This is a genomic window from Motiliproteus sp. (genome assembly GCF_965230735.1).
Taxonomy (GTDB): domain Bacteria; phylum Pseudomonadota; class Gammaproteobacteria; order Pseudomonadales; family Balneatricaceae; genus Motiliproteus.
On record NZ_OZ246016.1, the window covers coordinates 2,825,383 to 2,840,697 of the forward strand.

Annotated in this window: 11 protein-coding genes; 4 read left to right on the plus strand and 7 right to left on the minus strand. The window is 57.4% G+C overall.

The annotated features are described in order from the left end of the window. Nucleotides 1-6: 6 nt before the first annotated feature. Nucleotides 7-2,190 (minus strand): bifunctional 23S rRNA (guanine(2069)-N(7))-methyltransferase RlmK/23S rRNA (guanine(2445)-N(2))-methyltransferase RlmL, encoded by a 2,184-nt coding sequence (gene rlmKL, locus ACO05M_RS13025; protein WP_421863552.1) that lies wholly within the window; start codon nucleotides 2,188-2,190, stop codon nucleotides 7-9. Nucleotides 2,191-2,609: 419 nt separating this feature from the next. On the opposite strand from rlmKL, the gene rmf reads away from it, so the two are divergent. After that, nucleotides 2,610-2,816, plus strand: a complete 207-nt coding sequence (gene rmf, locus ACO05M_RS13030) for a ribosome modulation factor (protein WP_421863555.1) — start codon at nucleotides 2,610-2,612, stop codon at nucleotides 2,814-2,816. 91 nt (nucleotides 2,817-2,907) lie between these two features. Here rmf and ACO05M_RS13035 read toward each other — a convergent pair whose 3' ends face one another. From ACO05M_RS13035 to ylqF, 5 genes are all read right to left on the minus strand, one after another. Next, nucleotides 2,908-3,924, minus strand: a complete 1,017-nt coding sequence (locus ACO05M_RS13035) for a quinone-dependent dihydroorotate dehydrogenase (protein ID WP_421863558.1) — start codon at nucleotides 3,922-3,924, stop codon at nucleotides 2,908-2,910. A gap of 66 nt (nucleotides 3,925-3,990) precedes the next feature. Beyond that, complete coding sequence (locus ACO05M_RS13040; protein ID WP_421863560.1) at nucleotides 3,991-4,227, minus strand: DUF2835 domain-containing protein; 237 nt, start codon at nucleotides 4,225-4,227, stop codon at nucleotides 3,991-3,993. 55 nt (nucleotides 4,228-4,282) lie between these two features. Continuing rightward, nucleotides 4,283-9,109 carry an NAD-glutamate dehydrogenase gene (locus ACO05M_RS13045; protein WP_421863562.1) on the minus strand — a complete coding sequence of 1,609 codons (4,827 nt, stop codon included), beginning with the start codon at nucleotides 9,107-9,109 and terminating at the stop codon, nucleotides 4,283-4,285. Nucleotides 9,110-9,298: 189 nt separating this feature from the next. Then, nucleotides 9,299-9,589, minus strand: coding sequence for a hypothetical protein (locus tag ACO05M_RS13050; RefSeq protein WP_421863565.1), 291 nt, complete (start codon nucleotides 9,587-9,589; stop codon nucleotides 9,299-9,301). 53 nt (nucleotides 9,590-9,642) lie between these two features. Beyond that, a complete protein-coding gene (ylqF, locus tag ACO05M_RS13055) occupies nucleotides 9,643-10,572 on the minus strand; it encodes a ribosome biogenesis GTPase YlqF (RefSeq protein ID WP_421863568.1) in 930 nt (309 codons plus the stop codon). A 174-nt stretch (nucleotides 10,573-10,746) separates the two neighbouring features. Here ylqF and ACO05M_RS13060 point away from each other — a divergent pair, with 174 nt between their 5' ends. The 3 genes from ACO05M_RS13060 to ACO05M_RS13070 all read left to right on the plus strand — a co-directional run bounded on the left by ACO05M_RS13060 (nucleotide 10,747) and on the right by ACO05M_RS13070 (nucleotide 14,425). Beyond that, on the plus strand, nucleotides 10,747-11,979 hold the full coding sequence (locus ACO05M_RS13060) for an EAL and HDOD domain-containing protein (RefSeq protein WP_421863571.1): 1,233 nt from the start codon (nucleotides 10,747-10,749) through the stop codon (nucleotides 11,977-11,979). A gap of 18 nt (nucleotides 11,980-11,997) precedes the next feature. After that, nucleotides 11,998-13,665 carry a SufS family cysteine desulfurase gene (locus ACO05M_RS13065; RefSeq protein ID WP_421863574.1) on the plus strand — a complete coding sequence of 556 codons (1,668 nt, stop codon included), beginning with the start codon at nucleotides 11,998-12,000 and terminating at the stop codon, nucleotides 13,663-13,665. A 115-nt stretch (nucleotides 13,666-13,780) separates the two neighbouring features. Next, entirely contained in the window at nucleotides 13,781-14,425 is a 645-nt protein-coding gene (locus tag ACO05M_RS13070) for a hypothetical protein (RefSeq protein ID WP_421863576.1), read from the plus strand. A 22-nt stretch (nucleotides 14,426-14,447) separates the two neighbouring features. Here ACO05M_RS13070 and tcdA read toward each other — a convergent pair whose 3' ends face one another. After that, complete coding sequence (tcdA, locus tag ACO05M_RS13075) at nucleotides 14,448-15,251, minus strand: tRNA cyclic N6-threonylcarbamoyladenosine(37) synthase TcdA (protein ID WP_421863579.1); 804 nt, start codon at nucleotides 15,249-15,251, stop codon at nucleotides 14,448-14,450. Between the last annotated feature and the right edge of the window lie 64 nt (nucleotides 15,252-15,315).

Genomic DNA, 15,315 nt, shown 5'->3' on the forward strand with positions numbered 1-15,315 from the left:
CCCTTTTCAGGGCCGGGTGATTCGCCAGCAGTTATGAATGCGCTGATTGCGCTTAAAGTCCTGATCGATCGTCTGCGCTGTGATATCGGTGACCGCAAACGTCGCCAACGCTTCACGATCCATCTTAAACTTGCGCAGATTGTTGGAGAAGATCAGCGCCCCACCCTCATCCAGCAGAGCCATCGCCTGTTCAATCAGCATCACATGATCACGCTGCACATCCAGCACCTCCCGCATCCGCTTGGAGTTGGAAAAACTGGGTGGATCCATAAAGATCAGGTCATACTTCTCGCCACGCTGCCCCGCTTCGCGCAACCACTGAAGACAATCGGCCTGAATGGTCTCATTCAGTTTCTCACTCAGACCGTTGAGTGCGTAGTTTTTCCGCGCCCACTCAAGGTAGGTGTTGGACATATCGACGCTGGCGGTTGACGCAGCCCCTCCCAGCGCGGCTTGCAGGCTTGCCACGGCGGTATAGCTGAACAGATTCAGGAAGCGCTTATCGCGACTGTTTTGGCGTATCCACTGCCGGATCGGCCGATGGTCAAGAAACAGTCCGGTATCGAGATAATCACGCAGATTCACCAACACCTTGGCCGGTCCTTCGGTCACCTCAAGAAATTGCCCCTGCTGCTCCAGCCGCTGGTATTGTTCTTTGCCGCTCTGCCGCTTGCGCTGCTTCAATACGATCTGCTCGGCGCTGACGCCGGTGACACCCGGCAGCGCCGCCATCACATGGGCCAAGCGACGCTCGGCCTTCTCCGGGTCAACCTTCGAGGGCGGCGCGTACTCCTGCACGTGCAACCAGTCTCCGTAGCGATCGATTGCTACCGCGTATTCGGGCATGTCGGCATCGTAAATTCGGTAGCACTGCAGCTGCTGTTTGCGGGCCCACTTTTCCAACTGTTTCAGATTCTTGCGCAGGCGGTTGGCAAACATGTCATCGCCTTTACTGTCCGCAGACTGAACCGGGACGCGCGGAGGCCTATCACGTTCGGCAACAAAATTGTCGGCGACGATATCAAACAACAGTAACTGACTGGGGATGGCCCCGTTAAACAGCTTGTACTGTTTGTGGGAGTGAATGGCGATGGATTTGCCCAGCTCCGGATTGCCGGTAAACACCGCTGCACGCCAGCCCTGAAAGTGCTGTTTCAACGCCTCTCCCAGGTGACGATAGAGATAGCCGATAACCGGCACTTCGCTCAACCGCTCTCCATAGGGCGGGTTGGTCAATAACAAACCGGTTTCGAATTTTTTATGGGTCAACGCCTTCAACTCCGATAGTTCGCGTTGACTGATCCGCACCCAGCGGTCAACCCCGGCGCGCTCGGCATTCTGCTTGGCAATCGATACGGCCTTGGGATTGGCATCGTAGCCGTGGATTTCCGGCATATCGGCACGCTCGGCGGCGGCCAGACGGATCTTGCGCGCCTCACGCAGCAAACTCATCCAGGCAGCCGCATCATGCTTGAGCCAGCCTTCAAAGCCGAAGTGCTGTCGCATCAAACCCGGGGCAATATTGGCCGCCATCAAAGCCGCCTCGATCAGCAGGGTTCCGGATCCGCACATCGGATCGACCAGCGGTTGCTGGTCCGCACTGCACTGCGGCCAGCCGCTGCGGATCAACAGCGCACAGGCCAGGTTCTCCTTCAACGGAGCCGCGCCACCCCGGCTCCGGTAGCCACGTCGGTGCAGGCTGTCACCGGAAAGATCTAGGCTCAGATGGGCATGCCCCTTGCTCAGGTGCACGTTGATACGAAGATCCGGTCTCTCCTTGCTGATCGCCGGACGCTGCCCGGTACGGGATCGAAACTGATCGACGATGGCGTCTTTGACCTTCAGCGAGCCGAAGTGGGTATTCTTAATCGCCCGGCTGGTCCCGCTGAAGTTAACCAGCAAGGTACCTTCGGAGCGTAGGTGTTCCAGCCAGTCAATCTGCTGCACCCCATCGTACAACTGCTCGGCCGACTCAACGGCAAACTCGGCCAACGGCAACAGAATCCGGTTAGCCAACCGCGACCACAGGCAGACCCGGTAGCCGACGGCTAATTCACCCTGAAAGAACACCCCGGCAACCGTGGTTTTGATTTCCAATCCACCCAGTTCGGCCAATTCTTCGGCGAGCAGGGTTTCCAACCCTTTGGGACAGGTGGCAAAGAAGCGGAAGGTCGATGTTAGTTCAGACAAGGGAGCTCCAACAAACGCAGGCAGGGCGATAAAACGCGCATGATACCACCGCCGAGGCGATTTAGCCGCCACCCGATTCGCAAGTGAGCCACCGATGATGGTCAACCAAGCTCAGCGCTGGCATTAAATTTTTTCAAGTTTCATTTTGATGACCAATCAAAGACAGTAGGCCTTTGTTTTAATGGCCAATATATGATTTGGTCAGACCAAAAACATCAAATAACCCAGTTCCGATCGCTGTAAAGTCTATCGACAACCTTGCCGGAATCCGATAAAAACGAAGGGTCGGCCGAGGCCGATCATGCAGTCCGCACCGGGTAGGAATCCCGGTACAGACAGATCTCAACGCATGGATAGACCGAGTCAGAAGGGTGCAGCCTTTGTTGCCACCCTCCAACAAGAACTAACGAGGCTATTGAATGAAGAGACAAAAACGGGATTTAACATCCAGAGCTTATGTACGCGGTTATCGTGCCGGCGTATCAGGTAAATCAAAAGACATATGCCCCTCCACAGCCGGCGAAAGCCGACAGCACTGGATCAGTGGTTGGCGCCAAGGTCGATCAGACTTCTGGGACGGATATCAGGGCATTTCCAACCTACACTGCACACCCAATCTACCCTGACGACGTTAACCATTAGACAAGGATAAAAGGGCCCGCCGATGCGGGCCCTTTGTCGTTAAGCGTACGGATGATCGGAAATGGGCTCAGCCGATCAGGCCTTGGCCACCGCCTTGGCGGCTTCACTGATCAATGCCGGGCCTCGATAAATAAAGCCGCTATAGATCTGCACCAGCGAAGCCCCGGCACGGATCTTCTCCACCGCGTCACGCCCCTCACCGATGCCACCGACTCCGATAATCGGCAACGCGCCATCCAACGCCTTGGCCAGCGACGAGATCACCTGGGTCGAACGACGACGCACCGGAGTACCGCTGAGTCCGCCCGCCTCTTGCGCGATGGGTGAACTCTGAACGGCCTTACGGTCCAGGGTCGTATTGGTCGCGATGACTCCGTCGAGCCGATAGTTGATCAACGCTTGAGCGACCATCTCGATCTCTTCCTGATCCATGTCCGGTGCAATCTTAACCGCAATAGGGACATAACGACTGTAGTAGTCGGCCAGGCGGGCCTGCTCATCTTTCAGCGCTTGCAGCAGCTGATTCAGGGACTCGCCGAACTGTAGCGAGCGAAGCCCCGGGGTATTGGGTGAGGAAACGTTAACGGTGATATAGCTGGCCCGGCTGTAGACTTTACGCAGGCAGAGCAGGTAATCATCGGTCGCACGCTCCACCGGGGTATCAAAATTCTTGCCGATGTTGATACCCAGCACCCCATCGAAACGGCTGTTGTCCACCTGTTTGATCAGGTAGTCGACCCCCTGGTTGTTAAAGCCCATCCGGTTGATGATCGCCTGATGCTCAGGGATCCGGAACAGCCGCGGCTTCGGATTACCCGGCTGCGGTCGCGGCGTTACCGTGCCTACCTCGATAAAGCCGAAACCCAGAGCAGCCAAACCGTCGATATGCTCGGCATTCTTGTCCAGCCCGGCAGCCAACCCCACCGCATTGGGAAATTGAATCCCCATCACCTCAACCGGCGCATTGACCTGACGGTAGATAAGCTGACTCAAGCCGGCCGCCTCTGCCATATCGATAGCCGACATCGACAGCGAATGGGCGGTTTCAGGTTCAAAACGGAATAGCAACGACTGCAGGGTGGCGTAGGACATAGCGGGCTCCTTGGAAACTGCCCGGCATTATACGGAATAGACCAATTTATGCACGGGTGAACCCGGCTAAAGCGGCTGTATATCGACGAATTTACCCTGTGCATCGAAACGGATGCGGAAGCTGCCACAGATGCCGTTATGCTTGAGAAAGGGCTGCAGAATAGCCACCGGGAAACGCAGCCGTCGGCCATCACGGGCGCGACAGCTGACCACCTTGCTTTCACCGCGGTAATATTTCAGGTACTCGTCGGCGCTGATCAGCAGATCAACGTCCACACTCTGCAATGTTATCGCACCGACCACCCCGATGACTCCCTACAAAACCACGCCCAGGCCAGGCAGTGATAGCGACCTTGCCTCAGGCGGCGGCTATCTCCGACAGCCGCTTGATTGCCACGGTGTAGATCGCATAATCCTGCCGGTCACTGTTTTTCAACTCGGCCAGCATACTCAGCCACTGGGTGACCATCAACTCGTGCTGCCCGACCCAGGCCTCAAACCCGGCATCGGCATTCGAGTGTTCCTGTAGATAGGGGATCAAGGCCACCCCCAGACGTCTTGTCTGCAGCTCAAGATCATCCCGCAGGGTTTCCCGAGCACTGGCCTGCCAGTGGTTGATCACACTCAGGGAATCGATCGTCCGTGACAACCAGAACAGATCCAGGCGTTCACCCAGCAGGCAGTACACTGCCGCCACCTGCTGCAACCCGACCCGCTCATCAGAAATCTCATTCATGCCAAGCGCGGCATACAGCATCGTGGTCCCGGCGATCTGGCGCGCCAGCGCTTCGGGTACCCCTGCCTGGGTGTAGAAATAGAAACGGTCCTTCCAGGCCTGGGCCGGGCTACCCAGCAGCCAGTCACCCATATTTTCCGCCAACTGATGCAGCAGCGGCTGCAGCTGCTCCAGCTCGCCCTGATCCAGCAGCAAGGGGTGCCGATTACGCAGTAACCAGCGTGCAGCTCGACGTATCATCCGCTGCAGCTCCAACAGCATCCGCAGCTGCACCTCACGTCGCACTTCAAGGGCTTCGAGCGCATCGATCTGTTTCCACAGTCCGTTCAGGTCGTAAATATCCCTGGCCAGGATATAGGCGCGCACGATCTCCTCAACACTCGCCGCCGTGGTACTGCGCATACGGTGCACGAAACTACAGCCCATATGGTTCACCAGCGCATTGGCGATCCGGGTCGAGATCAGTTCACGCCGTAACGGATGCTGCTGCAACTGCTCGGCAAACCGCTTCACCATCTGTTCCGGGAAGGCATCCAGCATCACTTTCTGCACATAGGGGTCATCCGGCAGTTCCGAATCCAGCAGCTGCTGTTTCAGCCACCCCTTGGTGATGGAGATCAGCACCGCCAATTCCGGTCGCGTCAGCCCCTGCCCCAGTTGCCGACGCCGATCCAACTCCTCCTCATCGGGAATACTCTCCAGCTCACGATCCAGCAGACCTTCACGCTCCAAGGCCTGAATGTAGCGTCGGTATTCCCCCAGGCGCTCGTGGGCCTGAGCCTGGGCCATGGTGATCGCTTCGACCTGCTGGAAGTTGTCCCGCAATACCCGCTCGGCCACCGGATCGGTCATTTTCACCAGCAGCTGATTACGCTGTTTGGCAGTCATCTCACCCGCGCGGACCTGGGCATCGAGGAAAATCTTGATGTTGACCTCATAGTCGGAGCAGTTAACCCCCGCCGAGTTATCGATAAAGTCACCGTTACAGGCTCCCCCCTGCAGCGAGTATTCGATCCGCGAGGCGGCGGTCATTCCCAGATTGCCCCCTTCACCCACCACCCGGGCGCGTAGTTGACTGGCATCGATACGTACGTTGTCGTTGGCCTTATCGCCGACATCGGCATGGCGTTCGGCGCTGCTTTTAACATAGGTCCCGATCGCCCCGTTCCAGAGCAGATCCACCGGCGCTGCCAACAACGCACAAAGGAATTCATTCGCGCTGAGACGATCGACCTCGAGTCCGAAGCGCCGCTTCATCGCTGGGGTAATGTTGATCATCTTGGCCGACCGATGGAACACCCCGCCGCCTTCAGAGATCAATGTACGGTCGTACTGGTCCCAGTCAGCCACCGCCTCAAACAGGCGCTTTCGCTCGGCATAGGAGGCTTCGGGGTCGGGATTGGGGTCGACAAAGATGTAAAACTGACTGAAGGCAGCCACCAGTTGAATCTGGTCTGAGCACAGCATGCCATTGCCGAACACATCGCCGGCCATGGCGCCGATACCGACCACGCTGAACGGCTCTTTCATGTTGATACTCAGTTCGCGGAAATGGCGCTGCACCGCCACCCAGCCTCCGCGAGCGGTGATCCCCATGGCCTTATGGTCATAGCCCTGGCTGCCGCCGGAAGCAAAGGCGTCTCCGAGCCAGAAATCATACTGCTGGGCGATCTCGTTGGCGGTGTCGGAGAAGGTTGCGGTCCCCTTATCGGCGGCCACCACCAGATAGGGATCGGGCTCATCGTAACAACGCACCCGGTCAGGCGGTTCAACGATACCGCCCGCTGCATTGTCGGTGACATCCAGCAGCCCGCGGATAAAGCCCTGATAACAGCTTCGCCCCTCTTCAAACCGCTGCTGCGGCGTCATCCCGTCATGCAACCGATGGCAGATAAAGCCGCCTTTGGCCCCAACCGGCACGATTACCGCGTTCTTGACCTGCTGGGCTTTCACCAGCCCGAGCACCTCGGTACGGTAATCCTCGCTGCGGTCCGACCAGCGCAGCCCGCCCCGGGCTATTTTCCCCGCCCGCAGATGCACCCCCTCAAAGCGCGCACTATGAACGAACAGTTCGAACATCGGCGCCGGTTGCGGCACCTCCGGCAGCGCTCTGGGCTTCAGCTTCAGCACCAGGGTGGTTTTCGGTTTTGCGTCAGCATCCAGCTGAAAGAAGTTGGTCCGAACCGTGGCACTGATCAGGTCGTTGTAGAGCCGCAGGATCCGATCTTCGGTCAAACCCGGCACCTGATCCAGAGCACTACTGAAGGATTCCAACAGGTGTACCCGATCAGCAACGATCTGATGCGGTTCCAGCCCTTGTAGCTGCGCTGGATTAAAGCGCTGATTAAAGATCTCAATCAGAAGGCGACTGATCTGTGGGTAGGCCATCAGGCTCCCGGCAATCGCATGCTGACTGAGGGTAAGGCCGATCTGCTTCATGTAGGCGGCATAGGCGCGTAGGACGCTGACTTCGCGCCAATCCATGGAAGCACCGAGCACCAGTCGGTTGAAACTATCACTGGCACAATCGCCGGCCCAGATACGATCGAACGCGTCCAGAAAAATATCCCGGACCGCTTCGATCTCTATCGGGGTTCCGGCACTGTGGGTCAGACCAAAGTCATGCAACCAGACCTTGCCGTCATCAAGCTGGATGGCATAGGGGTGCTCATCCTGAACGATCAGACCCAGATGCTCCATCACCGGGATCACCTCGGAAAGCGGGATCGGTTTGCCGTAGTGATAGAGTTTGAAATTGAACCGCTCGTCCTGCCCACCCAGCGGTCGGTAAAAGCTCATCCCCAGCGGCTGTTCGGGGCTTAGCTGTAGAATCCGGTCAATATCGGCCACCGCGGCCCGGGGTGAAAAATCGTCTCGATATGAGGCTGGGAAGGCCTGTTTGCAGCGCCCATGGATCACCGCCCCCTGGGCATCGCCGTAGGTATCAGCCAGTGCCTGCAATAACTCCTCCGACCAGCTCCGTGCTGCCTGGATTACCCGCTGCTCGAGCGACTTGAAATCGACCTCGGCACCGGTGTCCTGCTCACGCATATGCAGAATAAACTGGGTCCGGGCTAGCAGTGATTCGGACAACAGGGTATTGAATTCCACCTGTTCACACTCAAACGCCTCGCACAAAATCTTCTGTACCCGCTGGCGCAGATCGGTGTTGTAGAGATCCCGGGGCACAAACACCAGACAGGAGTAGTAACGACCATAGGCGGCCCGGCGCACAAACAGGCGAATCTGACGCCGTTCATGGATATGCAGAATATCCAGCACACTTTCGAACAACGCGTCGACATCGATCTGGAACAGGTCATCACGCGGATAGGTTTCCAGAATCTGCCGCAGCTCCTTCCAATCGTGGCTGCCCGGATAAAGCTCCGCCCGCTCCAACACCTGCTCGACCTTGGTCCGAACCACGGGAATGTTACGCGGGCTTTCGGTATAGACCGGAGAGGTGTAGAGCCCCAGGAAACGGTGCTCAACACAGACCACCCCCTGCTCATCAAACTCACGCAACAGGATGTAGTTGGCATAAACCGGGCGATGTACCCGAACCGGCGTACTCGACTTGGCGAATCCGATCAGTTCCTCCAGCGCCACCGCCTGCCCCGGCCGGACCGACACGTCACTGAGCAGCCGAGCCTCGGTTTCAGCCCAGGGCATACGGCAGAGACCCAATCGACTCGAGGGCTGAGACCGCATTACCGGGCCGCTCTTGTGCTTGACCAGCTTGAACTGTTCGTAACCGAGGAACGTGAAGTGATTGTCCATGGTCCAGCGCAGGAAGGCCTGCTGCTCACGCAGTAATTCGGACGGCAGCGAAGCCTGATCCAGACGTTCGAGCAGCGAATTGGACTGTGCCATCATCGACTCGAAATCTTCGGTGACCGCCTGCACATCTCCCAGCACTTCGATCAGCGACTGTTTCAGTTCACGCTGTTCGGCGGGTTTGGCGTACCGGTCGATCTCCAGATAGACGTAGGACTCGTTGTCCGGCGACTGCTGATCAAAATTGGACAAGCTGAGCAGCTCACCGTTTTCACGCTCGACGGTAAGGATCGCGTTCTGGATATTGTGCAGCGTCAAGCCGCGACGGTTGACCTCCATCCGTAGCGAATCGATCTGGAACGGCATGTCGTCCAGCAGAATCAAGATGATGGTATGGTTTGAAGCCCAGCCGTTGGCCTCGTTATCCGGATTGAAAACCTTAACCTTGGTCTGTCCCGGCTGTCGCTGCTGGAGGAAATACCAACTCTCCAGAATCGAACCATAGAGCTGATCGACCGGAATCCCTTCGATTTCACGGGCCGACACAGAGCGATACAGGAGCGCAGCAAAGCGTCCTATAGCCTCGGCCTGCTCGGCCGGAAGTCGTGCCGCCAGCTGCTCCTGTAGTCGATTAAGCGTACTCTGATAACGATCAGCAACACCCTGCGCCATGACTTTCCCCTTCGCCTGAATCTGACCCTAATAGGATAGTCCAGAGTGTCGCGAAGTAAGGCTAAGTTGCTGTAGAAAAGCGATATTTTTTAGTTTGTTGCGAAAAGCGCGGCCGCCGGAGCGACCGCATCATGGCTAACGGACTTGGGCAGTGTCTGAATCGATCGACCCGAGACGTCGGGTCGGGTATTAATCGGCGGCGGATTCGCTATCCGACTGTTCGCTCTGCTCCATCAGCTGTTGCGAACGCTGCGCCACGGCAGCAGGATCACGCTTAAGCCTGGACTTGCGCTTGGCCGATTGCGCCGATGCTCCGTCTGAATCCGGGTTGCGCTGTTTGTCCTGCAGTTGATCAAACTGACTGCGCTGACGCGCCTTGAGTTTATTCTGCGCCACCCGGCGCTGACGTTGATCCTGTTCGGCGCCCTCCGGCACAGGAATACGACCTGCCTCACGGCGGGATTTTTTCTGGCGAGTCATAGGTATCTCCGGTGTACTGACTGCAGACCAACCGGTCCGGCAAAAGGCCGGGGTTAGTCGTTATTCGATGATGGTTGCTGTGAATTCTGCTGTTCCAGCTGCTCTTGCTCAAGCAAGCGCTGTCGCTCCAGCTCGGCCAGGCGTTTCTTCTCGACCCACTCACCGACGGTTTCAAAACTCAGGCGACCGATCAGGCCCGAGCGCAGATCTCCGATCAGAACCTCACCAGCCTTGGTGCGATCAACCACGCCGCCGCTCTTGAGGCAGCCGCGTTTACGGCCAACCAGGTCCAGCAGCTCGTCGGCGCTGGCCGGCAATTCGGTCAGTTTAAACCGCTCTTGGAGCAGCTGTGGATAATCGCGCCGCAGGAAGTCCAGGCTATAGAGCGCAATATCTTCATACTCCACCACGGTGTCGCGAATCGCTCCACTGGCGGCCAGACGATAGGAAGAGTCTTCGTCCTCGATCTTCGGCCACAGAATACCCGGCGTGTCGAAAACCGCCAGACCGTTGTGGGCCACAAAACGCTGCTGGGTCTTAGTCACGGCCGGCTCGTTACCCACCTTGGCCAACTTGCGCCCCATCAGCGCGTTGATCAGGGTCGACTTGCCGACGTTGGGAATCCCCATGATCATCACCCGCACCGGACGGTCGGCCGCCACCCGCGCCGGAGCCGCCGCTTTACAGCGATCCACCAGCTGTTGCAGCTCCTGCTTCTGTCCCATCCGCAACGGCATCGCCTGAACCGTGCCCTCGCTGAGGTATTTGACCCACTTGCGGGTACGCCCGGCATCGGCCAGATCACTCTTGTTGAGCACCTTGATAACCGGCTTGCGACCGCGAAGCTGCTCCACCAGCGGATTTTCACTCGATTGCGGCAGACGGGCATCGAGAACTTCGATCACCACATCGATCTGATCGATCACTTTGGCGATCTCTTTTCTCGCCTTATGCATGTGACCGGGAAACCACTGAATCGACATTGTTAAACCACTCTGTTAGCGCTCAAATTCTGGCCGCGCATTATAGCCCAGCGCGTCAGCCCTGTCCGATCCTTGTTCCGGATCAACGGAACCTCGATTCCAACCCTCAAGCCGATAGGCTAACTCCTGCCATTGGGCTAGAATGCCGTAAAAACATCCGCTTGGACTCTCTGAATGGACCAGACTTCCTCGAACAGCCAGACGCTGATGGCGCGCCAGCCGATTTTTGATCGCCAACTCAAAGTTATCGCGTACGAGCTGCTTTACCGTAGCGACAACGATAACGACAGCGACTTCCTTGAGGGAGACCAGGCATCCAGTCAGATGCTGCTGAACTTCACCAGCATCAGCGATGAAGGCACCACCAAACGGGTCCCCGCTTTTATCAAACTGACCCGGGAGATGCTGCTCAATCAGACCCTGCCCACACTGCTGTGCAAGCAGGTGGTGGCAGAACTTCCCGGCGATATCGAGATCGACAAGCCGCTGTTATTGGCGGTGCAGAAGCTGCGCCAGGATGGCTTCAAGGTTTCGATTGACGACTTCATCTTTGACCCGAAATACGCGCTGCTGTTGAAACTGGTCAATATCGTCAAGATCGATGTCTCCAAGCTGGACGAGGACGAGGTGAAACAGCAGCTTGATGCGCTCTCGTCCTATAAGGTCACCCTGCTGGCCAAGCGCATCGATAAACTCGACCATCTCTATGAGTGCGTCGACATGGGATTCAAACTGTTCCAGGGCCACTTCCTGAGCAAACCCCAGGTCGTCAAAGGCAAGAAAAACGTGTCGGCCAACTCGCTGGCCTTGATGCAGGTGGTGCAGGAGGTCCAAAACCCCAACACCACCGCCGACAAGCTCGAACATCTGATCATCAAAGACTCGGTGCTGACCTTTAAGCTGCTGCGCATCGTCAACTCTGCCGCTTACGCGCTGACCCGCAAGATCGACTCGCTCAATCAAGCGATCGTGATGCTGGGACTGGACCAGGTTAAGAAATGGGCCACCCTGATCGCGATGAGCAGCAACAAGGACAAACCGACCGAACTGTCCCGGGCGCTGTTGGTCAGAGCGCGGATGTGTGAACTGCTGGCTGAATCCAAAGGCTATCCGGATACCAGCAATTTCTTCCTGGTCGGCATCATGAGTGAAATCGACGCGCTGATGGATATGCGTATGGACGAAGTCCTGAAGCAGATTCCGCTGAACGAAGAGCTCAAGGCCGCAATCGGCAAGCGCAAAGGCACTCAGGGCGAGGTACTCAAGGCCGCCTTTGCCTACGAACGCGGTGAATGGGACCGCCTCTCTGAATTCGATATCAACGACGCGGTCTACGAAGGGGCCTACCGTCACAGCCTGAGCTGGGCTCAGGAGGTGATGCAGTCGATGTCGGAAGATAACGCCTAACCCCTATCGACAAGCCCGATGCCCAAATCTGCTCCCTTTGACTCGGCCCGAATTCGGGCCGATTTTCCGTTGCTGGCCGACTCCGATCTCTGCTATCTCGACAGCGCCGCCACCACCCAGAAACCGAGCGCCGTTATCGATGCCTTGAGTCGTTACTATCGACAGGATAACGCCAACGTCCACCGGGCCGCCCACCGACTGAGCCGCCAGGCTACCGAAGCCTTCGAACAGGCGCGGGAAAGGGTTCAACACTTTATCAACGCCGCCCACAGCAGCGAGATCATCTGGACCCGGGGAACCACCGAGGGGATCAACCTGGTGGCCCATAGTTTCGGCCAACTGGCGATAACCGAAGGCGATGAAATCCTGATCAGCACCCTGGAACATCACGCCAATATCGTTCCCTGGCAGCTGCTGGCCCAACGCAGCGGCGCCAAATTGCGCGTCATTCCGATGCTGGATAACGGGGACCTGGACCAAGAAGCCTTCCAATCGCTGCTGAACCCGCGTACCCGTTTGCTGGCCCTGACCCAGGTCTCCAATGCATTGGGTTCGGTCAATCCAATTGAAACCATGATCGAACAGGCTCACCGGGTTGGCGCCAAGGTATTGATCGACGGTGCCCAGGCGGTCAGCCATTTCCCCATCGATGTGCAAGCACTGGACTGCGACTTCTACCTGTTCTCCGGCCACAAGCTCTACGGTCCCACCGGTATCGGTGTGCTCTACGGCAAACAGGCACTACTGCAGGCGATGCCGCCCTGGCAAGGCGGTGGTGAGATGATCGAACAGGTCAGCTTCGAATCCAGCAGCTATCAACCGCCCCCCTTCCGCTTCGAAGCGGGCACCCCCAATATTGCCGGAGCCATCGGACTGGCGGCGGCGATCGACTACCTGGAAGGCTTCGATCGCGGCCAGCGACTCAATCATGAACAGCAACTGCTGAGATACGCCGAGCAACGCCTGAAGACCGTGCCGGGACTGCAGATCATCGGCAATCCCGGGCAACGGATCGGACTGGTCCCGTTCGTGATCGATGGGCTGCATAACTTTGACCTCGGCGCCCTGCTCGACCAGCAAGGAATTGCAATCCGAACCGGCCACCACTGCGCCATGCCGCTTCATCAACGCTTGGGCCTGGACGGCAGCGCCCGCGCTTCTTTCGGGCTTTACAATCATCGTCAGGATGTCGACCGCCTGGTCGAAGGCCTGCTGAACCTGCTGGCCGATGAATCAACGCCAACCCCCGATCTATCAGATCAGGCCGCCGGCGAGACTCGAGCGACCTCACAGCCGCTGCTCGACTCGCTGCTGTCCAAACCCTATTGGAAAACCCGCTACGCTTTGCTGATGAAAGCCGCTCAGCAGCAACCCGAAGACCCTGAGTTACGCCTGCCGCAAAACCTGTTGCATGGCTGCAGCAGCCGGGTCTGGATGAGTCACCATTACGATATCGAAACCGCAGAAATTCGGTTCAGAATCGACAGCGACACAAGAATTATCAAAGGCTTAGGGATGCTTTTGATTGAACAGCTTCAGCATTGTTCACCAGCTGATATCGACCCGTCTGTTCTACAACACCGCTTTGCCGAACTGCAACTTGACCAACACCTCAGTCCTTCACGCAGTAACGGCCTGCGCGCCATTATCGACGAAATCGTAGCCGTAGCGGCACGCTATCGATAAAGCGGCAGGCAGACTCTAATTCATGCGACTAGGCTTAGTGGGAACTATCGCCGTATCACCGGCTCACAATAGTGCCGTTACCACCCGTTCGTAAGGATCACAAACAGGTCATGCCATGTCTAAATTGAAATACTTCTCGCTGCTGTTGAGCTTCTTTGTTCTGACCAGTACCGGTTCCATCTCGCTAGCTCAAGCAGGCAATCTGCTGTTCTTGTCGAATTCGGTTCTAACGGACCTTGATCCAAAGGATGCCGATTCCCTCCGGGCCGAACTGCAAAGCAGCCTGGAGCAGGCGCAGGATTTTGAGATCAGACACTGGCAATCCGAGTTCAGCGATCTGCAGGCACGGATTCAGCCGTTGGTGAGTTATCAGAAAGATCAGCAGCAATGCCGCCAGGTTCGTATTCGCATCGTTCGATCCCAGGGCAAGGGCGAACGCTATCAGTTTGATTATTGTCGCGGTGCCGAACGCTGGGATATCAGCTACACCCCGGCCAGCAGCTTTGGCAGCGATGACTGGGAGCTACTGCAACGCACCGTCCAGCGGGCACTCAATGACAATACCGACGGTCAGCCCAGCTCCTGGGCCAACCATAAATCGAAGCACTCCGGCGTGGTCGTCCCTTCGGCATCAATGATGAACGGCGGCGAGCGCTGCCGTCAGACTGCCATAACCATCTTCGATAGTCACGGCAAGTCATCCAATGGCAGCTATCTGTTCTGCCTGCAACCGGATGGCGACTGGCAACGGCGACTGTAACCAGCAGCCTTACGTCGACGATTCAATCCGATGCGGCTGCCCGACGGGCGGCCCGCTCGATCAATTTGTCCAGGACCCGGGCCACGGCGACAAACCCAAAGGTCGCCGTCACACAGGTGCTGGCACCAAAACCGCTGTTGCAATCCAGTCGCATCCCCTCACCCTCTTCGGTGTTGATCTTCTGCGAACAAACGGTGCCGTCAGACTGCGGATAACGCAGCTGCTCGGTCGAGTAGACACAGGGAACATCGAAGCGACGTTTGAGATTCGAGCTGAAATTGTAGAACCGCCGCAAATGCGAGCGCACCTTGGCTGCCAGCGGATCCTGTTCGGTACGACTCAGATCGGCCACCGCTATCTGGGTCGGATCGATCTGCCCCCCAGCGCCACCGATCGTGATAATCGGGATTTTCCGGCGCCGGCAGCAGGCGATAATCGCTGCTTTGGCACGCACATCATCGATCGCGTCGATCACATAGTCATAACGCTGATCCAACAGTTCCCAGGCATTTTGCTCATCGATAAACTCTTCGACCTGGTGGCAGCGGCAATCCGGGTTGATCTGAGCCACCCGTTCGGCCATCACGGCCACCTTCGACTGACCGATGGTATCGGTCAGGGCGTGAATCTGACGATTGGTATTGGTCACGCAGAGATCGTCAAGGTCGATCAGGGTTAACTCTCCGACGGCACTACGGGCCAGGGCTTCGACAACCCAGGAGCCGACGCCACCGATGCCGATAACACAGACGTGCGACTGCGCCAGCGCGTCGACACCATCGGTTCCATACAAACGGCGGGTACCGCCAAAACGCTGATCCATCATGGGGAATCAATCAACCTCAAACTACAACTTGCCGAAAAGGACGCTATTGTAGCGCCGCCAGGGC